At 73.6% G+C, this 23,383-nt stretch carries 19 protein-coding genes; 7 read left to right on the top strand and 12 right to left on the bottom strand.

Going from position 1 to position 23,383, the window contains the following annotated elements; genetic code table 11:
- From ACIA6C_RS26640 to ACIA6C_RS26610, 7 genes are all read right to left on the bottom strand, one after another.
- Positions 1–911 (bottom strand): adenosylhomocysteinase (locus tag ACIA6C_RS26640; RefSeq protein WP_399279504.1); only part of this gene is annotated, 911 nt, incomplete at its 3' end.
- 256 nt (positions 912–1,167) lie between these two features.
- On the bottom strand, positions 1,168–2,118 hold the full coding sequence (locus ACIA6C_RS26635; protein WP_399279502.1) for a cation diffusion facilitator family transporter: 951 nt from the start codon (positions 2,116–2,118) through the stop codon (positions 1,168–1,170).
- Positions 2,119–2,214: 96 nt separating this feature from the next.
- Positions 2,215–3,372 carry a mannose-6-phosphate isomerase, class I gene (gene manA, locus ACIA6C_RS26630; protein ID WP_399279500.1) on the bottom strand — a complete coding sequence of 386 codons (1,158 nt, stop codon included), beginning with the start codon at positions 3,370–3,372 and terminating at the stop codon, positions 2,215–2,217.
- 49 nt (positions 3,373–3,421) lie between these two features.
- The gene (locus ACIA6C_RS26625; protein ID WP_361137041.1) at positions 3,422–4,555 is read right to left on the bottom strand and encodes an SIS domain-containing protein; all 1,134 of its coding nucleotides are present in this window, start codon (positions 4,553–4,555) and stop codon (positions 3,422–3,424) included.
- Between the two features lie 83 nt (positions 4,556–4,638).
- Positions 4,639–4,824: a Trm112 family protein gene (locus tag ACIA6C_RS26620; RefSeq protein WP_361137043.1), complete on the bottom strand. Its 186-nt coding sequence runs from the start codon at positions 4,822–4,824 to the stop codon at positions 4,639–4,641.
- Between the two features lie 101 nt (positions 4,825–4,925).
- Positions 4,926–6,296 carry a phosphomannomutase/phosphoglucomutase gene (locus ACIA6C_RS26615; protein WP_399279497.1) on the bottom strand — a complete coding sequence of 457 codons (1,371 nt, stop codon included), beginning with the start codon at positions 6,294–6,296 and terminating at the stop codon, positions 4,926–4,928.
- 89 nt (positions 6,297–6,385) lie between these two features.
- Complete coding sequence (locus ACIA6C_RS26610; protein WP_399279495.1) at positions 6,386–6,838, bottom strand: DUF3499 domain-containing protein; 453 nt, start codon at positions 6,836–6,838, stop codon at positions 6,386–6,388.
- 205 nt (positions 6,839–7,043) lie between these two features.
- Between ACIA6C_RS26610 and ACIA6C_RS26605 the strand changes: the two genes are divergently transcribed.
- Entirely contained in the window at positions 7,044–7,427 is a 384-nt protein-coding gene (locus ACIA6C_RS26605; RefSeq protein WP_361137049.1) for a metallopeptidase family protein, read from the top strand.
- A gap of 28 nt (positions 7,428–7,455) precedes the next feature.
- Here ACIA6C_RS26605 and ACIA6C_RS26600 read toward each other — a convergent pair whose 3' ends face one another.
- The 3 genes from ACIA6C_RS26600 to ACIA6C_RS26590 all read right to left on the bottom strand — a co-directional run bounded on the left by ACIA6C_RS26600 (position 7,456) and on the right by ACIA6C_RS26590 (position 13,009).
- Positions 7,456–8,931: a DUF5719 family protein gene (locus tag ACIA6C_RS26600; protein ID WP_399279493.1), complete on the bottom strand. Its 1,476-nt coding sequence runs from the start codon at positions 8,929–8,931 to the stop codon at positions 7,456–7,458.
- Positions 8,928–12,536, bottom strand: a complete 3,609-nt coding sequence (locus tag ACIA6C_RS26595) for a glycosyltransferase family 2 protein (RefSeq protein ID WP_399279491.1) — start codon at positions 12,534–12,536, stop codon at positions 8,928–8,930. The genes ACIA6C_RS26600 and ACIA6C_RS26595 overlap by 4 nt, the downstream gene beginning before the upstream one ends.
- A 209-nt stretch (positions 12,537–12,745) precedes the next feature.
- Positions 12,746–13,009 carry a WhiB family transcriptional regulator gene (locus ACIA6C_RS26590; RefSeq protein WP_003983763.1) on the bottom strand — a complete coding sequence of 88 codons (264 nt, stop codon included), beginning with the start codon at positions 13,007–13,009 and terminating at the stop codon, positions 12,746–12,748.
- Between the two features lie 640 nt (positions 13,010–13,649).
- Between ACIA6C_RS26590 and ACIA6C_RS26585 the strand changes: the two genes are divergently transcribed.
- From ACIA6C_RS26585 to ACIA6C_RS26575, 3 genes are all read left to right on the top strand, one after another.
- Positions 13,650–14,216 carry a cysteine dioxygenase gene (locus ACIA6C_RS26585; protein WP_399279489.1) on the top strand — a complete coding sequence of 189 codons (567 nt, stop codon included), beginning with the start codon at positions 13,650–13,652 and terminating at the stop codon, positions 14,214–14,216.
- A gap of 65 nt (positions 14,217–14,281) precedes the next feature.
- On the top strand, positions 14,282–15,241 hold the full coding sequence (gene cofD / locus ACIA6C_RS26580; RefSeq protein WP_399279487.1) for a 2-phospho-L-lactate transferase: 960 nt from the start codon (positions 14,282–14,284) through the stop codon (positions 15,239–15,241).
- On the top strand, positions 15,238–16,533 hold the full coding sequence (locus tag ACIA6C_RS26575; RefSeq protein ID WP_399279485.1) for a coenzyme F420-0:L-glutamate ligase: 1,296 nt from the start codon (positions 15,238–15,240) through the stop codon (positions 16,531–16,533). Before cofD ends, ACIA6C_RS26575 begins: the two co-directional genes overlap by 4 nt.
- Positions 16,534–16,556: 23 nt before the next feature.
- Here ACIA6C_RS26575 and ACIA6C_RS26570 read toward each other — a convergent pair whose 3' ends face one another.
- Together ACIA6C_RS26570 and ACIA6C_RS26565 are read right to left on the bottom strand one after the other, a co-directional pair.
- Positions 16,557–17,552 (bottom strand): DNA-3-methyladenine glycosylase family protein, encoded by a 996-nt coding sequence (locus ACIA6C_RS26570; protein WP_399279483.1) that lies wholly within the window; start codon positions 17,550–17,552, stop codon positions 16,557–16,559.
- Positions 17,553–17,644: 92 nt separating this feature from the next.
- Positions 17,645–19,066 (bottom strand): peptidoglycan recognition protein, encoded by a 1,422-nt coding sequence (locus ACIA6C_RS26565; RefSeq protein ID WP_399279481.1) that lies wholly within the window; start codon positions 19,064–19,066, stop codon positions 17,645–17,647.
- 139 nt (positions 19,067–19,205) lie between these two features.
- On the opposite strand from ACIA6C_RS26565, the gene ACIA6C_RS26560 reads away from it, so the two are divergent.
- The 3 genes from ACIA6C_RS26560 (at position 19,206) to ACIA6C_RS26550 (ending at position 23,289) form a co-directional block, all read left to right on the top strand.
- On the top strand, positions 19,206–19,955 hold the full coding sequence (locus tag ACIA6C_RS26560) for a TIGR03089 family protein (RefSeq protein WP_399279480.1): 750 nt from the start codon (positions 19,206–19,208) through the stop codon (positions 19,953–19,955).
- A gap of 179 nt (positions 19,956–20,134) precedes the next feature.
- Positions 20,135–21,331: an LCP family protein gene (locus ACIA6C_RS26555; RefSeq protein ID WP_399279544.1), complete on the top strand. Its 1,197-nt coding sequence runs from the start codon at positions 20,135–20,137 to the stop codon at positions 21,329–21,331.
- Between the two features lie 221 nt (positions 21,332–21,552).
- Positions 21,553–23,289, top strand: a complete 1,737-nt coding sequence (locus ACIA6C_RS26550; protein ID WP_399279478.1) for an LCP family protein — start codon at positions 21,553–21,555, stop codon at positions 23,287–23,289.
- Positions 23,290–23,383: the final 94 nt, after the last annotated feature.

Here is a 23,383-nt window from a genome sequence, read left to right as displayed (position 1 = left end):
ACCTGGTAGCCGTCCATCGCCGCCTGCAGCGCGCAGATCGGGTCGATCTCGGTGACGATGACCCGCGCGCCCTGCCCGCGCAGCGACTCCGCACAACCCTTGCCGACATCGCCGTACCCGCACACGACCGCGACCTTGCCGCCGATCAGCACGTCGGTCGCCCGGTTGATGCCGTCGATCAGCGAGTGCCGGCACCCGTACTTGTTGTCGAACTTCGACTTCGTCACCGCGTCGTTCACGTTGATCGCCGGGAACAGCAGGTTCCCCTCGGCCATCATCTCGTACAGGCGGTGGACACCGGTCGTGGTCTCCTCCGTCACACCGCGGATCTCGGACGCGAGCTGCGTCCACTTCTGCGGGTTCTCGCCGAGGGTGCGGTTCAGCAGGGTGAGGATGTGGGCGTACTCCTCGGAGTCCGCCGTCGCCGGGTCGGGGGCCGCGCCGGCCTTCTCGAACTCGACGCCCTTGTGGACCAGGAGGGTGGCGTCACCACCGTCGTCGAGGATCATGTTCGGGCCGCCGGTGGGGGTGTTCGGCCAGGTCAGGGCCTGCTCCGTGCACCACCAGTACTCCTCCAGCGTCTCGCCCTTCCAGGCGAAGACGGGAACGCCCTGCGGGTTCTCCGGGGTGCCGTTGGGGCCCACCGCGATGGCGGCGGCCGCGTGGTCCTGGGTGGAGAAGATGTTGCAGGAGGCCCAGCGGACGTCCGCGCCGAGGGCGACGAGGGTCTCGATGAGCACGGCGGTCTGCACCGTCATGTGCAGGGAGCCGGTGATGCGGGCGCCGGCCAGCGGCTGCGTCGCCGCGTACTCCTCGCGGATCGACATCAGGCCCGGCATCTCGTGCTCGGCCAGGGTGATCTCCTTGCGGCCGAAGGCGGCGAGGGAGAGGTCTGCGACCTTGAAGTCCATGGGTGCTGCTCCTCATGGTTCGAGAGGGTGGGTACGGCTGGGCCGTGCACTGGCGCACCAGAGCACTGAGCACAGTCCGTCGGGGGCCCTCTCTCCCCTCGGCCGGTCGCGAGGACCGCCCGACCGCCATCAGCAGCGACGCCTGACACTGATGACGAATCTACCCGATCAGTGCGGTGGACCCCAGTGGGACGGGAAACAAGGCGGAGAACAGGACGGGGAGCGGAGCCCGGGGTCCGGGGGCCGGGGGTCGGCGTCAGAGGCTCTTGTCCGGGCCGGCGCCCGGCTGCACGGCTTCGGCGTGGTAGATGTCCGGCTCCAGGTAGATCACCCGGGCGATCGGGACGGCCTCGCGGATGCGGGCCTCGGCGGCGTTGATGGCGTTGGCCACCTCGGTGGCGGTGTCGTCGTGCTGGACGGCGATCTTGGCGGCCACCAGGAGCTCCTCCGGCCCGAGGTGCAGCGTGCGCATGTGGATCACGCGGGTGACGACGTCGCCGTCGACGGCGGCCGCCAGGATCTTCTCGACCTGCTCGGGGCCCGCGGCCTCGCCGAGCAGCAGGGACTTGGTCTCGGCGGCGAGGACGAGGGCGATGACGATGAGCAGGACGCCGATGCAGAGGGTCCCGATGCCGTCCCAGATGCCGTTGCCGGTGGCGAGGGCGAGGCCGACGCCCGCCAGGGCGAGGACGAGACCGACGAGGGCGCCGGCGTCTTCGAGGAGGACGACCGGGAGTTCGGGGGCCTTGGCCCGCTTGATGAACTGGCGCCAGCTCTGCTTGCCGCGCAGCTCGTTCGACTCCTTGATCGCCGTCTTGAACGAGAAGCCCTCCGCGATGATCGCGAAGACGAGCACGCCGATCGGCCAGTACCAGGCCTCGATCTCGTGCGGCTCCTTGATCTTCTCGTAGCCCTCGTAGATGGCGAACATGCCACCGACGGTGAACAGGACGATGGAGACCAGGAAGGCGTAGATGTAGCGTTCCCGCCCGTATCCGAAGGGGTGCTGGGGCGTGGCCTCGCGCTGGGCCTTCTTGCCGCCGAGGAGCAGCAGCCCCTGGTTGCCCGAGTCCGCCAGCGAGTGGACGCTTTCCGCGAGCATCGACGACGAGCCGCTGAAGACGAAGGCAACGAACTTGGCTGCGGCGATGGCGAGGTTGGCGGCGAGTGCCGCCACGATCGCCCTGGTACCGCCCGACGCGCTCATGGGTGCAGGATGTCCCTTCCTCGGTGCGGCGCTCCTGGCCGGGTCGCCGCGCTACGGCGGCACATTGTTGCAGCAGCCGCCCGTAGGGACGGTACGTCAGATGACGACGGTGGCGCGGAAGACGGTGCCCGGCCCGGACAGCTCGACCTTCTCGCCCGCCGGGACGAAGACCGACTCCCCGGGGGACAGCGTCACTTCGCCGGCCTTCGGGCTGCCCGCGGTGCAGAGCAGGATCTGCGGGGCGGTGTCCGGGAGCGGGTGGGGGGCGGCGCCGGGGGCCAGGGCGAAGCGGGAAAGGCGGAATTCGTCGATGGGGGTCTCGTAGACCTCCTCGCCGTTGCCCTCGGGGCGCTGCACGGCCGGGTCGCCCGGCTCGAACCGTACGACCTTCAGGAGCTCGGGCACGTCCACGTGCTTGGGGGTGAGTCCGGCGCGCAGCACGTTGTCGGAGTTGGCCAGCAGCTCCACGCCGAGGCCGTCGAGGTAGGCGTGCGGGACGCCGGCGCCGAGGAACATGGCTTCGCCGGGCTGGAGTCGGACGTGGTTGAGGAGCATGGCCGCGATCACGCCGGGGTCGCCCGGGAAGTGGTGGACGAGCGAGGCGTACGGGGCGTACGCGCCGCCGAGGCGTTCGATCGCGGCGCCGGCCTCGGCGACGGTACGGGCCATCTCGGCGCGGTCCGCGGTCAGTACGGCGGTGAGCACCTCGCGCAGGGCCGCCTCCTCGGGGTGGGCGCGGAGGAGGTCGACGTACGGCTTGAGGGAGTCCACGCCGAGGCCGTCGAGGAGCTTCGCGGCCTCCGCCGGCGGGCGGAAGCCGCACAGGCCGTCGAAGGGGGTCAGCGCGCAGATCATCTCGGGCTTGTGGTTGGCGTCCTTGTAGTTGCGGTGGCCGGCGTCCACGGGGATGCCCCGGCGCTCCTCGTCCGCGAAGCCCTCCTTGGCCTGGGCGAGGTCGGGGTGGACCTGGAGGGAGAGCGGCGCGCCCGCGGCCAGGATCTTGAGGAGGAAGGGCAGGCGGGGGCCGAACTTGGCGACGGCGGCCGCGCCGAGCTCTCCCTCGGGGTCGGCGGCGATGATCTCCGCGAGGGTGGTCTCGCCCGCGCCGCGGTCGAGACGGGAGGGGGCGCCGGGGTGGGCGCCCATCCACATCTCGGCCTGCGGCTCACCGGTGGGTTCCGCCCCGAGGAGTGCGGGGATCGCGGTGGTGGAACCCCAGGCGTAGGGGCGGATCGGGTTCGTGAGGCGGTCCATCGTCGTCTTCCTGGATGTGGATCTGGTTCTGTGCGGGCCCGGTGGGGCCTCAGCCGTGTGCCCTTGAGGCCAGCGCGAGGTAGGCGGTGGCGAAGTCCGTGACGGCGAGGAGTTCGGCGAGCTGTTCCAGTTCGCCGCCCTCCTCCGGTTCGAGTTCGCTGATGGCCGTGTCGTGGCTCAGGGCGAGTTCCCGGGCGGCGGGTGCGGCGCTGAGGCCGCCGGTGGGCCGGTCGCGCAGCAGGACGACGCGGGCGTGCAGGGCCTGCGGTTCCTCGACGCGGTCGCGGAAGAAGTCGTCGGGGTCGGCGCCGGCGGCGAAGGCCCCGGCGAGCAGGACGCCGTGGGCGGGCAGCGCTTCGGGGAGTTCGGCGGACAGGGCGGGCCGGCCGGCGAGTTCGGCGAGGGTGGCGGCGAAGCGGCGTCCTGCCGGGCCGGCCGCGGCGCCTTCGCTCCAGATCAGGGGGAGCGAGTCGGCGAGTTCGGTGGCGAGGGTCTTGGCCGGGTTGGAGTAGGTGGCGATCGCGGGCCCGCAGCGTTCGGCGGTGCGGTCGAGCCGGTCGGCGACGAGCTGGAGGGAGCCGGGGGCGGCGTCGACGAGGCCGACCTTGTCGAGCAGTACCAGCAGCGGGGTGAGCAGGGCCCACAGTGCTCCGGGGCCGGCGGCGGCCGACTCGTCGTACTCCTGGTACGGGGCCTTGGCCATCGGTACGAGGACTCCGTGCGCGCCGTCCACGGCCTCGCTCAGCGGGGACCGCTCGGGTGCGACGGCCACGACGGTGCAGCCACGCCGGTAGGCCTGCTCGGCCAGGACGGCGAGGCCGGGCTCGGTGCCGTCGGTGGTGGCGATGAGCAGCAGGTCGACGGGGCCGGCCCAGCCGGGCAGCGTCCAGCGCAGTGCCCCGGCGGCGTGTGCGACGCCGGTGGGGTGCAGGCGGGCGACGGGGGCGGAGGCTCCGGCGAGGGCGCCGAGCAGGTCGGCGACGCCGGTGGCCGCGGTGCCGGGGCCGGCGATCAGTACGGCGCGGGGCCGCCCTTCGGGCCGCAGGTCGCCGAGGCCGGCTTCGGTGGCGTGCCGGGCGGCGGTGCGGACGCGGGCCCCGGCTTCGGCGGCGCCGCGCAGGAGGCCACGGCGGTCGGCGAGGGCGAGTTCCTCCGGTGCGTCGAGGATGGACTCGTCGAGCATGGCGGCCTCCGGCTGTGTGGTGGACGGACCCCGGGGGCGGACCCGGGGGGACGGAACCGGTCTCGGCGTCTGCGCGGGGTGGTTCAGGCGGGGCGGCGGGCCTCGTCCACGAGGAGGACCGGGATGCCGTCGCGGACCGGGTAGGCGAGACCGCAGTCCTGGCCGGTGCAGATCAGCTCGGGGGCGTCCGCGTCGGCCGACTTGTCCTCCAGGGGCGAGTGGCAGGCGGGGCAGGCGAGGATCTGCAGAAGGCCGGCTTCGAGCGGCATGGTGCGCTTCCCTTCGAACATGCGGTTTGGGCGAGGTCAGCGTACCGCCGGGCTGCTCGTCTCGCGGCCCGGCGGTGGCGGTGACACAGCGGGTGCGGGTGTTACGCGCGGACCAGGGCGAGGACTTCGTCGCGGACCTTGGCGAGGGTCGCCAGGTCGCGGGCCTCGACGTTGAGTCGCAGCAGCGGCTCGGTGTTCGAGGGGCGCAGGTTGAACCACCAGTCGGCGGTGGTGACGGTGAGGCCGTCGAGTTCGTCGACGCTGACGCCGTCCTGGGGGGCGTAGACGTCCTTGACGGCGGCGGTGCGGGCGGCCTGGTCGGCGACGGTGGAGTTGATCTCGCCGGAGCCGACGTAGCGGTCGTAGGAGGACACCAGCTCGGACAGGGAGCCTTCCTGGCCGCCGAGGGCCGCCAGGACGTGGAGCGCGGCGAGCATGCCGGTGTCCGCGTTCCAGAAGTCCTTGAAGTAGTAGTGCGCCGAGTGCTCGCCGCCGAAGATGGCCCCGGAGGTGGCCATCTCCTGCTTGATGAAGGAGTGGCCGACCCGGGTGCGCACGGGAGTGCCGCCGTTCTCCTTGACGACCTCCGGGACGGACCAGGAGGTGATCAGGTTGTGGATCACGACGCCGCTGCCGCCGTTGCGGGCCAGCTCGCGGGCCGCGACCAGGGCGGTGATCGCGGACGGGGAGACGCCCTCGCCGCGCTCGTCGACGACGAAGCAGCGGTCGGCGTCGCCGTCGAAGGCGAGGCCCAGGTCGGCGCCCTCGGCCTTCACGCGGGCCTGGAGGTCCACGATGTTCTTCGGGTCGAGGGGGTTGGCCTCGTGGTTGGGGAAGGTGCCGTCCAGCTCGAAGTACATCGGGACGAGCTCCAGCGGCAGGCCCTCGAAGACGGTCGGGACGGTGTGGCCGCCCATGCCGTTGCCCGCGTCCACGACCACCTTGAGCGGGCGGATGCCGCGCAGGTCCACCAGGGACTTGAGGTGCTCGGCGTACCCGTTGAGGGTGTCCTGCTCGGTGATGGTGCCGGCGACGGTGCCGGCGGGGATCGCCGGGGCGCCCTCGTCCGACCACTTCTCCGCCAGCTCGCGGATGGTGGCGAGGCCGGTTTCCTGGCCCACGGGGGCGGCCCCCGCGCGGCACAGCTTGATGCCGTTGTACTGGGCCGGGTTGTGGGAGGCGGTGAACATCGCGCCGGGCAGGTCCAGCTTGCCCGACGCGTAGTACAGCTGGTCCGTGGAGCACAGGCCGATCAGGGTGACGTCGACCCCGCGGGCGGCGGCGCCGCGGGCGAAGGCGGCGGACAGGCCGGGCGAGGAGGGACGCATGTCGTGCCCGACGACGATCGCGGTCGCTCCGGTGACCTCGACGAAGGCGGCACCGAACAGTTCGGCAAGCGGCTCGTCCCACTCGTCCGGCACGACGCCTCGTACGTCGTACGCCTTGACGATGTTCGAAAGATCTGCGGCCACTGCCTGCCCCTCCTGAGGTTCTGTGCGGTGGAGCAAACCTACCCTGAACGGAGTACCGCCTTTCAGATGAGGCGGGTGGCGGGCGGGCGTCAGGATTCCGGCGAGCGCAGGACGCGCAGGTGTCCCCGGCGGGTCTCGCCGGTGGCCTGGGGCCCCGGTACGGACTTGCCGGCCTCGGTCGCCCGGTCGTGCGGACGGGCCGCTTCGCGCACGGCGTTGGCCAGCGCTTCGAGGTCGTCGCCGCTGGGGCGCGAAGGAGGGCCGCCGTCCGTCAGGCGTACGACTTCCCAGCCCCGGGGGGCGGTCAGGCGCTCGGAGTGCTCGGCGCACAGGTCGTAACAGTGGGGTTCGGCGTAGGTGGCGAGCGGGCCGAGAACTGCGGTCGAGTCGGCGTAGACGTACGTCAGTGTGGCGACGGCAGGGCGGCCGCACGCGGTGCGCGAACAGCGACGTACAAGGCTCACGACGTTGGACGGTACCGCACTCTTGACCGGGCCGCGACGACTCCGCCGTCGGCCACCCGGCCGTGTCGCCCCGAACACCCGGGAACCTTGGCCGGATCGTTCGCGGTACGACATCGGTCCGTGACCGGGCCGGGCCCCCGCCCGGCGGCCGGGCGAGGGCTACCCTGCGGGGGTGACGGACAGCCCGCTGACTCCCCCGAACCCTCCCGACCCCTCCTCCGCAGGCCCCCTTCCCCCGCCTTCCGAACCGCGGCCGAGGCGGCGTGACCGGCACGGGCGGGGCATGCGGGGGCCGGTGGCGCCCCCTCAGGTGCCGCTGGCGGCGAGCCGGTCGGAGCTCTTCGGTGACCTGGTGCGGGATTCGGTGGAGCGCCTGGAGCGGCGGTGGCCACAGCTGGCCGAGGTGGAGTTCGTGGTGGCGGACGTGCCGGGGCCGCCGGGCGGCCCGGAGGGCGGCTGGAACGACGAGGCCGTGCCGCTCGGCGGGCTGACGGACGCGGGCGAGGGCCGGCCCGCCCGGATCGTGGTGTTCCGGCGGCCGGTGGAGATCCGGGCGAAGTCGCGGGACGAGCGGGCGCTGCTGGTCCACGAGGTCGTGGTGGAGCAGGTGGCGGACCTGCTGGGGCTCTCCCCGGAGATCGTGGACCCGCGCTACGGACAGGACTAGGTCGTGGCCGGGCGCCGGCGCCCCCTACTCAGAAGAGGATGCCGAGGTCTTGTGACGGCCGCGGTACCGCCACCGTCGAGCGGTCGTCCGAGAACGGCTGGACCGTGAACATCGGGATGCCGTCCTGCGGCAGGGTCAGCGTCCTGGAGGCGTGGACCGGGCCGCCGGAGAGGGTCTCGACGGTCAGGGCGTAGGCCCCCTTGCCGCCCGTCGGGGCGGGGGCCGGGGAGAGGGCCTGGGTCGTGCCGGCCTTGACGGTGAGTTCCTTGACCGCGGGCTGGCCGCCCTCGGTGCCCGGGTAGGCCGTGACGCGCACCTTCGCGTCGGCGCCGACCGCCGTGAGGGCCAGGGCGGTCGCCTTGTCGTCGGTGCGGTTGTCGGCGACCGTCGCCCGCGCGCCGACCGGGGAGGTCGCCGGGACGAAGCCGAGCTCCTGCTTCGCGCCGCTGCCGCGCACCACCCGTACCGCCGCGACGACCGGTACGGGCTTCTTCGGGTCCGCCGGGGTCAGCAGCAGCGAACCCGCCTCGCCGCGGGTCACGTCCTTGAGGTCCACGCTCGCCGTCATACCGGCCTTGACGTGCAACTGCTCGTTGCCCGCGGGGGTGATGGCGCCCCCGGGCCCCGCGAGGCGCAGGTTCAGCTCGGCGTCGTCCTCGCCGGGCGCGTAGGCGACCAGCCGTACGGAGGTGGCGTCGGCGGGGATGCCCGGCAGGACCAGGGATCCGGCCGGGTCGGCGGAGGCCGGCAGCCAGTCGGCGCCGACGCCGTCTTCGGAGATCTGCGCGGAGGCGCCGACCCGTCCCGAGCCGGTGGTGACGTGGGCGGTGACGTCGGCGACCTGGGTGTCGGGGACGAGGGGGGAGAGCAGGACGCGGGCGGTGGCGTGGGGGTCGACCTGGATGACGCGGTCGGGGGTGCCGGGCTTGTCCTTGAGCAGCCCGTCGGGGCCGTAGAGCTTGATGTCCACTTCGGCGACGGTGTCGTCGGGGTTGGTGAGGTGGATGTAGTCCTGCCGGCCCTTGGCGGTGCTGACGCCGGGGAACCAGAAGTCGGTGCCGGGCGCGGTGCAGCCGACCCCGAGGAGGCCGCGGGCCTGGCCGGCCGCGACCTTCGTGGTCTGCTGGGCCGTCCAGCCGGGGGCGAGGTTGCCGGAGGCGACGCCGGTGAGGGCGGGGGCCTCGGCGCCGGAGGCGGTCGCGCCGACGGGCTTGCCCGGCTCCTTCGGTTCCAGGACGGTCTTGCCGTCCTTGGCCGAGAGGCGGGCCGAGCCCTTGCCGCCGGCCGTGCCGGGGGTGACGGAGGTGTACGTGGTCTCGGCGATGTCCGAGGAACTGGGCGCGGCGCACACCAGTACGGACTGCTCCACCGGCATCCGGGTGCCGGCCGCCGTCTTCTTCGCGTCGGCGGGCGCGGCTGCCGGGGCGGTGAGGGAGGCGACGGCGGTGATGGCCGCCAGGGCCGCCGTGACGGCCGCCAGCGTGAGGGGGGCGCTCTGCTTCACTGCTGGGTGCTCCCGTCCGGACGCGGGTCCTGCTGTCCGTAGGTGTACGGCGGTTCCTGCTGTGGCTGCTGCTGTTGTGGCTGCTGGTACGGGTCGTACGGCTGCTGCTGGTAGGGGTACGGGTACGGCTCGGCGTACGGCTGCTGCGGCTGCTGCGCCTGCTGCTGTTCGTACGGGTAGGCCTGGTAGGCGTACGTCTCCTCCCCGTACGGCTCGTCCCCGTACGGCTGCTGCCCGTACGGCTGTTCCCCGTAGGCCGGCTGCGCCGGGATCTGCGCGTACGGGTCGGCGGCGGCCGCTTCGGCGGCTGCCGGCGCCCCGGTCTGCGCCTGCGCTTCGGCGCGCAGCCGGCGGGCGCGGCGGCCCTCGCCGGGCCCGGGCTGCTCGGGGACGGCGGCCGCCTCCTCCGGGAGGTCGTCGTCGAGCCGTGCCCGTCGGCCGGGGAGGGCCAGTACGAGGAGGAGCAGGGCGAGCAGGCCCTGGGCCCAGTGCCAGGCGTCGCGGGCGAGGGAGTCCTGGTAGGTGAGGTCCAGGCGGCCGCCCGCGGCGGGCAGTTCGAAGCCCTGGGCCCAGCCGTCCAGGGTCGTGGGCCTCAGGGGCTTGCCGTCGAGGGTGGCCTGCCAGCCGGGGGCGGCCCGGTCTGCGATCCGCAGCATCCGGCCCTGCTCCCCTGCCGGGATCCTGGTGTGGGCCTCGACGGGCTCCGCCTCGACGGCGATGGGTGCCTGGCCCTGCTTGCCGGGGACGATGACGGCGCGGGCGAGGGAGCGTTCGACCTCCCAGACGGCGGTGCCGTCGTCCTGGCGGCCGGACTTGAGGCCGGGGGTGGCGTCGAGGACCTGGCGGAACTGCCGGGGCCCGTCGGGGGGCAGGACGATGTAGCGGACGGCGAAGCCGCCCAGCTGCGCGCTCTGGTCGGCGCCGGATCCGGAGACCAGGCTGGACACGACCTTCGCCAGGCGGGGTTCGGCGCCCGCTTCGGCGAGGAGTTCGGCGTCGCCGAGGCGCGCTCCGGAACCGCGGACCAGGGCGTAGGAGACCGTGGCGGGGGAAGTCCCGCCGAGGACCAGGGTGCGGCTGCGGTTGCTGTCGTCGGCTTGGGCGGCGACGAAGGCGGGGAGTTGGACGGGGTCGCGCCGCTGGAGGGGGCCGTCGGCGCCGGAGACCATCCAGGCCGCGGCGCCGACGAGGGGGCCGGTGGCGGCGCCGAGCGCGATGAGGGCGGCGAGGGGCTGGCGCCAGCCGAAGCTGCGGGCGGCGACGCGCTCCTTGGCTCCGTCGGCACCGACCACGGCGGCCGTGAGCAGGCCGAGGCCGTACACGAGGGTGGCGGGGCCGGCCCAGGCGCCGTGATTGAGCAGGACGGCGAGGAGCAGGCCGGCCAGGGCGGTGGTCCAGGCGGCGCGGACGGCGAACCGCCGGTCGGGGCGCAGCAGGGCCGCGAGGGCGGCGAGTACGACGCCGAGCAGGAGTGTGCCGCCGGTGGTGCCCGGGCCGCCCGGGCCGGCGCCGAGCAGGTCGAGGGCGGTGGCGTAGCCGGATCCGTAGGGCAGGCCGGCCTCGCGCAGGAAGCGGCCGGGGTGCGTGAGCAGGCCGAGGGACCAGGGGGCGAGGGCGAGCAGCGGTACCGCGAGGGCGGCCAGGAGCCGCAGCGCGTACGCCGCGCGGCGTGCGGGGCGGATCAGCAGTGCGGCGGCGCCGAGGACTGCGGCGAGGGGCCAGACGACGGGGGTGAAGGCGGTGGCCACGGTCAGCAGGAGGGTCGTGGTCCACGCGGCGCGCCAGCTGCCGTCGGGGGAGCCGGCGGGCGCACCGAGGCCGAAGGCGGTGGCGGCGGAGCGGGCGATGAGCGGGAGCAGGACCGCGAGGACGGCGGTGCCGAGGCGGCCGCCGGCGAGCGCTCCGGTCACGGCGGGCAGGAAGGCGTAGGCGACGGCGGCCCAGGCGCGCAGCAGCCGCGATTCGACGAGCGGGCGGGAGGCGAAGTAGGCGGTGAGCCCGGCGAGGGGCACCGAGCCGACGAGCAGCAGGGTCACGGCGGCCTGCGCGGAGCCGAACAGCAGGGTGGCGACGGCGCCGAGGACGGCGAGGTAGGGCGGGGCGCCGGCGGTGGTTCCGGGGCCGACCGGCTGCCAGTCGGAGGTGTAGGCGTGCCAGAGGTCGAGGGCCCCGTCGGGGGCGGGCAGCAGGGCGCCGCCCATGAGGGAGCCGCCGAAGAGGAGGGCGCGGCAGGCGATGAGGGAGACGAGCAGGAGGAGGGCGAACAGGGCGGGGGCGGGGTTGCGGGCGATCCGCTTGAGCCGCCCGGTCTGTTCGCCCTCCGGGTAGTCGGCGTCCTCGGACCCGGGTTCGAGGGGGCTGGTGACGGCTCCGTGACGGCTCGCGCCGGCGGTGTCGGTGTCGCCGTCCGCGCCGAAGTACCCGGCGAGCTGTTCGGCGTTGGCGCGCAGCGTGGAGCCGGGCGGCGGGAAGAGGGGGCGCAGCTCGGCGGCGGGGACGGCGGGGCGGCGGCGCGCCGTGCGGGCGGCGAGGATCCGGCCGGGGCGGAGCAGGGTGGCGAGGAGGCCGGTGAACTCGTCGACGGCCTGGCCGGGGGCCTTGCCGAGGAGGTAGCCGAGGGTGCGCAGCAGGGTGCCGACGATCAGGCGCAGGAGTACGTAGGGCAGGGCGCGGCCGGAGGAGTTGGCCAGCACGGTGTAGACGGCGCCGGCCTTGTCCACGCGGTGGGGGCTGACGGAGGAGCGGCCGGCGCAGTCGACGGTGCGGCGTTCGCGGGCGGCGGCCTCGGCGTGCCGCATGACGGCGTCGGGGGCGACGAGGACGGTGTGGCCGGCGCTGTGGGCGCGCCAGCAGAGGTCGACGTCGTCGCGCATGAGGGGCAGGCGCCGGTCGAAGCCGCCGAGGGCGTCGTAGACGTCGCGGCGCACGAGCATGCCGGCGGTGGAGACGGACAGGACGGGGCGGATCTGGTCGTGCTGGCCCTGGTCCTGTTCGCGGCGGTCGAGGCCGGTCCAGCGGCGGCCGCTGCGGGCGATGGTGACGCCGGCTTCGAGGAGCTGCTTCTTGTCGTACCAGCCGCGGAGTTTGGGGCCGATGACGGCGGCGTCCGGGTTTTCGTCGGCGACGCGCAGGAGTTCGGTCAGGGCGTCGGCTTCGGGGGCGCTGTCGTCGTGGAGCAGCCAGAGCCACTGGACGGGTTCGCCGTGGGGGAGTTCGGGGAGGTCGTAGGTGTCGTCGCGCCAGGTGCGGCTGACGGGGTCCCAGCCGCTGGGGCGCTTGAGGTAGGGGAGGTCCTCGGGGGTCAGTGCGCCGGCGGTACGGGCGGCTTCGTCCACGGCGGTGCCGAATCCGGTGCGGCGGGCGAGGTGGAGGACGTTGTCGGGGCCGAGGGCCTCGGCGAGCAGGCGCGCGGAGTCGTCGGAGCTGCCGGTGTCCGCGGCGACGTACTGCTGTGCGGGGCGTTCCTGGGCGAGGAGGCCGGCGAGGGTGCGGGGCAGCCAGCGGGCGCCGTCGTGGGCGACGAGGACCGCGGTGACGACGTGCCGGGGGAACTCGGGGGTGCCGGCCGCCTGGTGGGAGGCCGTCGGGCTGCTGTGCAGGGACATCGCGGAACGGGCCCTCCGACCGTGGGGGTTCCCCCGGGACGGGTCCTGGGGGAAGGTCCGGGGGTGGTGTGCCCTCGGAGGCTGCTGGACAGCGCCACACTAACGGCTCGGAACGCGCCGGTCCGCCTCCTGCGGGGAAGGTGCGGGAGGCGGACCGTCGGCTTGGTTCGCTATGCGGTTGGGTGTGTCCGTCGGTGCCCGGAGCAGGCTCAGACGGCTGCCTTCTTCAGGCGGCGGCGCTCGCGCTCGGAGAGGCCGCCCCAGATGCCGAATCGCTCGTCGTTGGCGAGGGCGTACTCAAGGCATTCGGAGCGGACCTCGCAGGCGAGGCAGACCTTCTTGGCTTCGCGGGTGGAGCCGCCCTTCTCCGGAAAGAAGGATTCGGGGTCGGTCTGGGCGCACAGAGCGCGCTCCTGCCATCCGAGCTCCTCGTCCGCCTCCTCGACCAGCAGTTCCTGAAACAGCTCGGTCATGTGCGCCCCTCGCTCTGTCTGTGCGTCCCCGTGGTGTTGCCGTTACTGATCGCTACGTAACGACACGAGTGAAATTACAAGTGCGCGGCTCCGGAGCAGTCAAGCCGGGGTCTGCTATTGGGCCCCTTATTCACTCTGCGGAACCAAGCGAATGCCGTAAGTGTTCATATCGCCAAAAATCGAGACACATGCCACAGGTGTCGCGAAGCTACCGCCCTCACTCCGAACCCACGCGTCACTCGGGGGTGTGGTTGCGATCCGGCCGAAGATGCGGCGCGGATCACATTCCGGTCACGATGACGCCATGAGGTTTGAGATCAGCCGGAAGGGCCATACCCAGCGCCACATGCCCTGGTCGGTACTGCACAAACCTTTCTCCGCGCCGAGTACCCGGATGAGGTGAATCTTTTCGGCCATTGCCGACATTGGGTTGACAGTCCGGCGCCCGAACCGTTCTCCTTGTACGCATGTCAGCGCCCGCAGCCGCCACCCGGACCCCCATTCGTGGGTTCCTGTGCGCTGCCCAGGTTCGCTGTCGCTGTTGCAGCTGTTGATGCCCCGGGAGCCCCGGCTCCTCCGCGCAACCGGCTACCCCCACAGCGACCGCCCGTACGACTGACATCCGTCGAGGACTCCCCCGATGAACAGCACCCCCCAGCCCAGCGCCGCCACCACCGCGACCGGCCCCGCCGCCCCCGCCGTGGTCGAGAGCGACCTCCAGATCGCCGGCGACATCCTCTCCGTGCAGCACCTGCTCCAGCCCGCCCGCGAACACCCGGCCACCGTCGCCGAGTTCGTGGGCCTCGCCCGCTCGATCGCCGCGGACCGCGCCCAGTGGGAGCACCTCGTCCGCTACGACGCCACCACCCGCTGGTACCACCGCCTGCGCACCGGCCCCGGCTACGAGGTGTGGCTGCTCAGCTGGGTCCCCGGTCAGGGCAGCGGCCTCCACGACCACGGCGGCTCCTCCGGCGTGCTGACCGTCCTGGAGGGCGAGCTCACCGAGCACGGCCGGCGCGGCCCGCTCACCCTCGCCGCCGGAGCCCAGCGCGTCTTCGCCCCCGGCTACGCCCACGAGGTCGTCAACGACACCCTCGACGGCGCCGTCAGCCTGCACGTCTACTTCCCCGGCCTGACCGAGATGCCCATGCACAGCTGCTCCCCGGCGCGGCCCGAGACCCTCGCCGACGCACCGGTGGGCGCCTGACGCTCACCGTCCGCCACGCCGCCACCCCCGGGCGGCGGTCCGCGGCCGGCTGACAGACTGGCCGCATGCGCATTGTTGTTCTGGCCGGCGGTATCGGCGGCGCCCGTTTCCTGCGCGGACTCAAGTCCGCCGTCCCCGAAGCGGACATCACGGTCATCGGTAACACCGGTGACGACATTCACCTGTTCGGGCTCAAGGTGTGCCCCGATCTGGACACGGTGATGTACACCCTCGGCGGTGGCATCAACGAGGACCAGGGCTGGGGCCGCACCGACGAGTCCTTCACCGTCAAGGAGGAACTCGCGGCGTACGGGGTCGGGCCCACCTGGTTCGGCCTCGGCGACCGCGACTTCGCGACCCACATCGTCCGGACCCAGATGCTCGGTGCGGGGTACCCGCTCAGCGCCGTCACCGAGGCCCTCTGCGACCGCTGGCAGCCCGGTGTACGGCTGCTGCCCATGTCCGACGACCGCGTCGAGACGCACGTCGCTCTCAACGACCCCGAGACCGGCGAGCGCAGGGTCGTCCACTTCCAGGAGTACTGGGTCCGGATGCGCGCCGGCGTCGACGCCCAGGCCGTGGTGCCGGTCGGCGCCGAACAGGCCAAGCCGGCCCCCGGGGTGCTGGAGGCCATCGCGGCCGCCGACGTGATCCTCTTCCCGCCGTCCAACCCCGTCGTGTCGGTGGGCACCATCCTCGCCGTGCCCGGCATCCGGGAGGCCGTGGCCGCCGCCGGGGCCCCGGTCGTCGGCCTCTCCCCCATCGTCGGGGGCGCCCCCGTGCGCGGGATGGCGGACAAGGTGCTGGCCGCTGTCGGCGTGGAGTCCACCGCCGCCGCGGTCGCCCTGCACTACGGGACCGGGCTGCTGGACGGCTGGCTCGTCGACACCGCCGACGCGGACGCCGTCGCCGAGGTGGAGGCCGCCGGGATCGCCTGCCGCGCGGTGCCGCTGATGATGACCGACACCGCCGCCACGGCCGAGATGGCCCGGGCCGCGCTGGATCTGGCGGAGGCCTCCCGGTGAGTGCCCCCTCGTACGAGGTGCGGGCGGTCACCGGGATACCGGAGGTCCGGCCGGGCGACGACGTCGCCCGGCTGATCGCCGCCGCCGAGCCGGGGCTGCGGGACGGCGACGTCCTGCTGGTCACCTCCAAGATCGTGTCCAAGGCGGAGGGGCGGATCGTACGGGCCGATTCGCGCGAGGAGGCGATAGACGCCGAGACCGTACGGGTCGTCGCCCGCCGCGGCGCCCTGCGGATCGTCGAGGACCGGCGGGGCCTGGTGATGGCGGCCGCCGGGGTGGACGCCTCGAACACGGAGCCCGGCACGGTGCTGCTGCTCCCCGAGGACCCCGACGCCTCCGCGGCCGCGATCCGGGAAGGGCTGCGGGAGGCGCTCTCGGTGGACGTGGGCGTCGTCGTGACGGACACCTTCGGGCGGCCCTGGCGCAGCGGGCTCACCGACGTGGCGATCGGCGCGGCGGGGGTGCGCGTACTGGACGACCTGCGGGGCGGCCGCGACGCGCACGGCAACCCGCTGAGCGCGACGATCGTCGCCACCGCGGACGAACTCGCCGCGGCCGGGGACCTCGTCAAGGGCAAGGCGGCCGGGCTGCCGGTGGCCGTCGTACGCGGACTGCCCCACCTCCTGGGCGAGGGGTCCTCGGCGGCGGACCTGGTCCGCGCGGCGGGCGACGACATGTTCCGGCTCGGCACCTCGGAGGCGGTGCGGGAGGCCGTGACGCAGCGCCGTACCGTACGGGCCTTCACGGACGCCCCCGTGGACGCGGGCGCGGTCCGCAGGGCGGTGGCGGCGGCGGTGACGGCACCGGCGCCGCACCACACGACGCCGTGGCGGTTCGTGCTGCTGGAGTCGGCGGCGGCGCGCCTGGAGCTGCTCGACGCGATGCGGGACGCGTGGGTCGAGGACCTGCGGCGCGACGGCAAGTCCGAGGAGTCCATCGCCAAGCGGGTCCGGCGGGGCGATGTGCTGCGGAACGCGCCGTACCTGGTGGTGCCGTGCATGGTGACGGACGGCGCGCACGACTACGGGCACGCGCGGCGGGACGCCGCCGAGCGGGAGATGTTCGTGGTCGCGATGGGCGCGGGCGTGCAGAACTTCCTGGTCGCGCTGGCCGGGGAACGGCTGGGCTCGGCGTGGGTGTCCTCGACGATGTTCTGCCGGGACGTGGTGCGCAAGGTGCTGGCGCTGCCCGAGGGCTGGGACCCGATGGGAGCGGTGGCGGTCGGCCACCCGGCCGCGGCCCCGGCGGAGCGGCCCGCGCGGGAGGCGGCGGCGTTCATCGAGGTCCGGTGACGCAGCCGGTGGCGTAGCGGGCGTCAGATCTTGCCGATGTCCGTGCGGTACATGCGCGGGGCCCGGCGGGGCGGGGCGTGGCCGGCCAGGAGGACGAGGCGGGCGGCGCGGTGGCGCTGGCCCGCGTACGGGGCGAGCAGCTCCAGCATGACGGCGTCGTCGGCGTCCCGGTCCCCGGCGAGGGCGTAGCCGATGATGCCGGGGAGGTGGAGGTCGCCGGTGGTGACGGCGTCGGGGTCGCCGTTGCTGCGCTGGAGGGTCTCGGCGGAGGTCCAGGGGCCGATGCCGGGGACGGCCTCCAGGCGCTGCGCGGCCGCGAGGGGGTCCATGGCCGCCGCCTCCTCCAGCCGGTTCGCGACGCGGGCGGCGCGCAGGATGGTGGCGGAACGCTTCATGTCGACGCCGGCCTTGTGCCAGTCCCAGGAGGGGATCAGGGTCCAGGTCCGGGCGGAGGGCATCACGTACAGGTCCTGGCGCGGGCCGGGGGCGGGCTCGCCGTACTGGCGCACCAGGCGGCGCCAGGCGCGGTAGGCCTCGTCGGCGGTGACCTTCTGCTCCAGCACCGTCGGGATGAGGGACTCCAGCACCAGACCGGTCCGGGTCAGGCGGAGGCCGGGGCGGCGGCGGTGGCTGGCGTGCAGGAGGCGGTGGCGGGGGACGAAGGCGGCGGGGTCGTCGTCGGCGCCGAGCAGGGCGGGGAGGGTGTCGAGGGCCCAGGCCGCGCCGGGGCCCCAGGCTTCGGCGCGGACCTCGTGGGCGGCGGCGGCCAGGCGGAGGGTGGCGGGGCCGTCGGGGGTGCGGCTGGTCTTCCAGACGGAGCCGTCGGGGGTGGTGCGGAAGGTGGGGTCGGCGGGGCCGCGGCGCAGGGGGCCGAGGGTGAGGCCGAGGTCGACGGGGCCGGGCGGGGCCCAGACGCGGCTGCGGGCGCCGGCTCCGGCGGGGCGGCCGGTGCCCGCGGGCACGCCGGTGCGACCGCCGCGGGCGGCGGTGGGCGTGAGGGGGTCGAAGCGGGCGGCCACGCCTTGAGCGTATCCCGGGGCCGGGGGCCGGGATCCCCCCCGGCGCCCCCGGCCCGCCGGGCGGGCTCGGGGTGGGGCGGGGGGATTCGGGGTCAGCGGCCCTGGAGTCTGGCCGAGGTGGTGCGGGTCGGGGGGAGTTGGTCGTAGAGGCGGCGGCCGGGGCATTCCGTGGCGAAGCCGTCGCGGTGGCCCGAGATGACGTTCATCCGGACCTTGGTGCCCTTCTTGAACCGGTTGCCGCCGCCCGAGGTGAGGGTCGTCTTCGCGCGGGGATCGACGCCGAAGAGCCCGAGCTTCCAGGCCGTCAGGCCGGCCACCGCCTTGACCGCCGCGGCCGGCGGGGCGGTGGAGGTGAAGGTGCCGATCACCGCGACGCCCATGCTGTTCGTGTTGAAGCCCATGGTGTGCGCGCCGAGCACCGGCTTGGCGACTCCGCCCGCCCGGCCCTCGTACACCGTCCCGCACTTGTCGACGGCGAAGTTGTAGCCGATGTCGCGCCACCCCTCGCTCAGCACGTGGTAGCGGTACAGGCTGCGCAGCACCGACGGGGCGTCCTCGCAGGCGTAGTTGTTGCCGGAGGCGGTGTGGTGGACGAAGGCCGCCTTCACGGTGCTCGTGTACACGAACCCGGATTCGCGCAGGCTCTCGTCCGCGCCCCACCCCTTGCGGGTGACGATCCGGGGCCGCGGCCCGATGTAGGGGCGGGCGGCGGCGCTGAGGCCGCCGTCGCTCGCGGCGACCGCGTCGGCGGTGGAGTCGGCCTTGTCCAGGGCCGTGATCTCGTCGGCGCCGAGCGCCGCCAGCGGGACGTTCGCGGCGGAGGACTCCGTCATCTCCATGGTCATGCCGGGGGCCAGTTCCGCGTCGCCCTTGTCGTCGTCGCGCGGACGCCCCGCCGCGCGCCCGCCGGTCCCGCCGGGGTTCTTGCCGTCGGCGACCGTCGTACTGGTCTGCGTACCGGGGTCGACCAGTTCGAGCCGCATGCCCGAAGGCAGCGGGGAGGCCGCCCGGGTGCCCTGTTCGGCCTGGACGCGGACCTCGACGCCGTCCGATTCGCCGACCCACAGCGGGGCGGTGCTGCCGCGGACGCGTCCGGAGCCGCGTTCGGCCGTGTCGGGGTCGGCGGCGTGATCGCCGTTGTGGGTCTCGATGTCCTGCCAGTCGGACCAGGCCGCCGTCCGGGCGGAGCGGGTACGGACCTGTACGCGACCGAGGAGCCGGGTGTCCGCGTCGTCCCAGACCACGCCGACCAGCGAGAACTTCTCGACCTCGCGTGCGGTCAGGCCGCGGGTCTCGGGCAGGCGCGGGGCGGTGCTCATGCCGGGGACGCCGGGCGTGCGGTCCGCGGCCGGTCCCAGGGGGACCAGCGGCAGCGACTGGGTGGACCCGGCTGGGTTCACGGGGGCGGCCGTGCCGAGGGGCACGGCCGCCAGGGCCGGAGTGGTCAGGGCGAGCGGCAGGGCCAGTGCGGCAGCCGTCGCGACGCCGATCGAGGAAGCAAGGAATCCACGCATGGGAAGAATGCTGGGCACGCCCCTCGCGAACCGCCATCGGGGAACTGACGGCCCGTCCGCTGCAACGCGGATACCCCTCCACTGTACGGGGGAGCCGCCCTCCGCCGTACGGCGGAGGGCGGCGCGTACGCTGTGGCGGGTGAACGCCACTGACCGCACCCCTGCCGACCTGCTGCGATCCGCGCTCGCCGCCGATCCGGGCCGCCCCCTCGTCACGTTCTACGACGACGCCACGGGCGAGCGCGTCGAATTGTCCGTCGCCACCTTCGCCAATTGGGTGGCCAAGACCGCCAATCTGCTGCAGGGAGACCTGGGCGCCGAGCCCGGGACGCGGCTCGCGCTGCTGCTCCCCGCGCACTGGCAGAGCGCGGTGTGGCTGCTCGCCTGCGCCTCCGTCGGGGTCGTCGCCGAGGTGGGCGGCGATCCGGCCGCCGCCGATGTGGTGGTGAGCGGGCCGGACACCCTGGAGGAGGCCGCGGCGTGCTCCGGGGAGCGGGTGGCGCTCGCGCTGCGGCCGCTGGGCGGGCGCTTCCCGCAGCCGCCTGCCGGGTTCGCGGACTACGCGGTGGAGGTGCCGGGCCAGGGCGACCGGTTCGCGCCCTTCCAGCCGGTCGACGCGGACGCCCCCGGGCTGGTGGTCGGCGGCGAGGAGCTCTCGTACGCCCAGGTCGTCGGGCGTGCCCGCGAGGACGCGGCGAAGCGGGGCCTCGGCGAGGGTTCGCGGATGCTGTCCGGCCTGGGTTACGACACCTGGGAGGGGCTCTCGGCCGGACTCTTCGCCCCTCTCGCCTCGGGCGGCTCCGTGGTGCTGTGCCGGAACCTGGACCGGCTGCCGCAGGACGCGCTGGCGCAGCGGACCGAGAGCGAGCGGGTCACCCACACCGCCTGACCGGCGTTCGGCCCGTACCGCCCGCACCTTCGCCATTTGTCACCCGCACGGCCCTTTACAAGGCCCTGCCCCCGGGCCGCCCCGGCCGGCCGGGGGCAGGATCGGCACAGGCCGTACCCACCCGTGCGGCCGATCGGTACGGGTGAGGGGACGGTGCGGAAGTGAGGGGCAGCGCGGGCATACGAGGCGGCACCGGACGGCCCGGAGGTGTTCCCACGCCCCCGCGCGGCCGCCGGCGCCGTCTGTTGCGCTGGATCGCGCTCGGGCTGGCCCTGATGGTGCTGGCGGGGGCGGCCGCCGGCTGGTGGCTGTACCGGAAGCTGGAGGGCAACATCCGGGCGGACGCCTCCGCCGCCGCCGAGCTGGAGCGCTACGAGCGCGAGCGCCCGAGGCACCTCACCGATGGCGCCCAGAACATCCTGCTCATCGGCTCGGACACCCGTTCGGGCAAGGACAACGCCCGCTACGGCCGGGACAGGGGCACCCAGCGCTCGGACACCGCGATCCTGCTGCACCTGCCGGCGGACCGGAAGAGCGCGACGGCCGTGTCGATACCCCGTGACCTGGTGACGGAGATCCCGGCCTGCCTCAAGGCCGACGGCAGCCGCACCGAGGAGCAGCGGGCGCAGTTCAACTGGGCGTACGAGTGGGGCGGGGCCGCCTGCACCATCCGTACGGTGGAGAAGCTCTCCGGGATCAGGATCGACCACCACATGGTGCTGGACTTCGGCGGGTTCAAGAAGATGGTCGACGCGGTCGGCGGCGTGGAGGTGTGCCTGCGACAGCCGATGGACGACCCGGAGGCGAAACTGCGGCTGCCGGCGGGCCGTCAGCTGCTGCACGGGGAGCAGGCCCTCGGTTTCGTGCGCGCCCGTTACAGCCTGGGCGACGGCAGCGACACCGAACGGATGCGGCGCCAGCAGCAGTTCCTGGGCGCGCTGGTGCAGAAGGTGCAGAGCAACGGGGTGCTGCTGAACCCCGGGCGGCTCTACCCGCTGCTGGACGCGGCGACGTCGGCGGTGACCACGGACCCGGGGCTGGCAACGCTGCGGGGGCTGTACGAACTGGTCCGCGGGGTCAGGGACGTACCGACGGACGAGGTCAGGTTCCTCACGGTGCCGCGTCGGCCGTACGCCGCCGACCCCAACAGGGACGAACTGGTCGAACCGGACGCGGACCGGCTGTTCCTCCGGCTGCGCACGGACCAGCCGCTGACGGTCACCCCACCCTCACCGACGGCCCCCCAGCCGCCCGCGGGACCGTCCCCGACGGACGGGCCGAAGGCCGTCTACCCCTGGCTCGTGGGAACCGGCGTGCCCCCCTCACCCGTCCCGACGTTCACCGGGACCACGGCGGACACCCCGGGATGCCGGTAAAGCAATCCAAAAAGCCAACGGCTAACCGCACAGGTTGGGCGTTTTGGGCGTTATGCGGGGGGTGGGTTTTGTCACCGCCATGGTTTGCGGCCGACATGGCCGGATAAGGTGAGCGATCCGGTGCCCAGGCCGCTAAGGACGCCGGGTACCAGCAGCCGGACGTTGACCGTGCGCCTTGGGGGAGGCGCGTCGCGAGGCACCGACGGAGGATTCGAGCAACCGTGGATTCGCAAAGCCGTGGGCGGGCGGACGAAATCGACCCCGCTGACCAGTGGGTTCTCAACCCCCGCACCGGCAACTACGAACTGCGACTGGGCAATTCCGCTGCGCAGCAGCCGTCCGTCGCCGCCCCCCGCAGATCGCGCACTTCGCGTACGGCTCCCCCCGCCACCCCCGCGTCCCCGGCTGTCCCGGGGCCCCGGCGCGGCGACGTCCCGCCCGGGGGCGGCGGGCGCAAACCCGGGCGCTCCCGCAAGGGCGGCGGCGGGAAGCGCCCGTTCCGCGGCAGGAAGGCGCTGGTCATCGGTGGCGGATCCCTCGCGTTCGTCCTCGTCGCCGGCTCGTTGGGCGCGTACCTGTACTACGAGCACCTCAACAGCAATCTGAACGTCATCGACACCGGTTCCGCGGGCACGGGCGGGTTCAAGAAGGACCAGCCCATCAACATCCTGGTCATCGGCACCGACAAGCGCAGCGGCGAGGGCAACGAGGGCTACGGGGACGCCAACAGCGTCGGCCACGCGGACACGACGATCCTGTTCCACGTCTCCAAGGACCGCAGCAACGCGACGGCGCTGTCCATCCCGCGCGACCTGATCACCAACATCCCGGTGTGCCCGACGAAGCAGCCGAACGGTTCGGTCAAAGACATTCCCGGCCAGCGCGCGACCCGGTTCAACGAGAGCCTGGGCCAGGAGGGCCGTGACCCCGGCTGCACGATGCGCACGGTCCAGCAGATCACCGGGATCCAGGTCGACCACTTCATGATGGTCGACTTCAACGCGGTGAAGAACCTGAGCACGGCCGTCGGCGGAGTGCCGGTCTGCGTGGAGAAGGCCGTCCACGACAAGGACTCCAAACTCGACCTGCCGGCGGGCGAGAGCCGGTTGCAGGGCGAGCAGGCGCTGGCCTTCGTACGCACCCGCCACGCCTTCGGCAACGAGAGCGACCTGGACCGCATCAAGACGCAGCAGCAGTTCCTCGGCTCGATGATGCGCGAGATGAAGTCCAAGGAGACCCTGACCAGTCCGAAGAAGTTCCTCTCGCTCGCCGAGGCGGCCACCAAGTCGCTGAGCGTGGACCAGGGCATAGGGTCCATCGGGCAGCTCACCGCGCTGGCGGGCGAGCTGAAGAACATGAACCTCAAGAACATCACCTTCACGACGCTGCCGGTGCTCGACAACCCGAACGAGCCCGTGGGCCACAAGGCGACCGTCGTGCTGAACCCCTCGCAGGCCGATCCGTTGCTGCGGATGGTCCGGGGCGACGTCTCGCTCACCGAGGTCGAGCAGAAGGAACAGGCGGCGAAGCAGGACGCCAAGAACAAGCAGGACGCGCAGCTCCAGGGCAACCGCGCGCCCGCCGGGGACGTCCGGGTCAACGTGCTCAACGGCGGCGGTCCGGCCGGGTCGGCCTCGACCACCTTGACCTGGCTGCAGAACAGCAAGGGCGTGGGCAAGGCCAGCAACCTGGGGAACGCCCCGGTGAAGGTCGACACCACGCAGCTGGAGTACGCGCCCAACCAGGCCGACCAGGCCCGGGCGCTGGCGGACATGATGGGGCTCGCGGGCTCGGCCCTCAAGGTGGGGTCGATGGACGCCGCGCCACGGACTCCGATGAAACTGACCCTCGGCGCCGACTTCAAGGAACCGGGCGTCCCGATCTCGGGTCCCGTACCGGAGCAGGCGCCCGAAGGTGTCCAGCGGGTAGAGGCGGACAAGGCCATCTGCGCCAAGTAGCGGCGCCCGAGGGCGTCCTGGGGGGGCGGCTGACAGCCGCCGTGCTCGTCGACCGGCCGCCGAACGGCGGCCGGCAGCCGGCAGGACCGGCAGC

This window comes from Streptomyces sp. NPDC051578, assembly GCF_044454045.1.
Lineage (GTDB): Bacteria > Actinomycetota > Actinomycetes > Streptomycetales > Streptomycetaceae > Streptomyces.
Note: the sequence above shows the minus strand (reverse complement) of the source record. Positions and strands in the feature narration are given on the sequence as shown.

What these genes read in the sequence shown, in the direction of transcription:
- ACIA6C_RS26635 (WP_399279502.1), bottom strand. Translation starts at nt 2,118, where the DNA reads ATGAGCGCGTCGGGCGGTACCAGGGCGATCGTGGCGGCACTCGCCGCC.
- manA (WP_399279500.1), bottom strand. Translation starts at nt 3,372, where the DNA reads ATGGACCGCCTCACGAACCCGATCCGCCCCTACGCCTGGGGTTCCACC.
- ACIA6C_RS26625 (WP_361137041.1), bottom strand. Translation starts at nt 4,555, where the DNA reads ATGCTCGACGAGTCCATCCTCGACGCACCGGAGGAACTCGCCCTCGCC.
- ACIA6C_RS26620 (WP_361137043.1), bottom strand. Translation starts at nt 4,824, where the DNA reads ATGCCGCTCGAAGCCGGCCTTCTGCAGATCCTCGCCTGCCCCGCCTGC.
- ACIA6C_RS26605 (WP_361137049.1), top strand. Translation starts at nt 7,044, where the DNA reads ATGCGGGGGCCGGTGGCGCCCCCTCAGGTGCCGCTGGCGGCGAGCCGG.
- ACIA6C_RS26595 (WP_399279491.1), bottom strand. Translation starts at nt 12,536, where the DNA reads ATGTCCCTGCACAGCAGCCCGACGGCCTCCCACCAGGCGGCCGGCACC.
- ACIA6C_RS26590 (WP_003983763.1), bottom strand. Translation starts at nt 13,009, where the DNA reads ATGACCGAGCTGTTTCAGGAACTGCTGGTCGAGGAGGCGGACGAGGAG.
- ACIA6C_RS26585 (WP_399279489.1), top strand. Translation starts at nt 13,650, where the DNA reads ATGAACAGCACCCCCCAGCCCAGCGCCGCCACCACCGCGACCGGCCCC.
- cofD (WP_399279487.1), top strand. Translation starts at nt 14,282, where the DNA reads ATGCGCATTGTTGTTCTGGCCGGCGGTATCGGCGGCGCCCGTTTCCTG.
- ACIA6C_RS26565 (WP_399279481.1), bottom strand. Translation starts at nt 19,066, where the DNA reads ATGCGTGGATTCCTTGCTTCCTCGATCGGCGTCGCGACGGCTGCCGCA.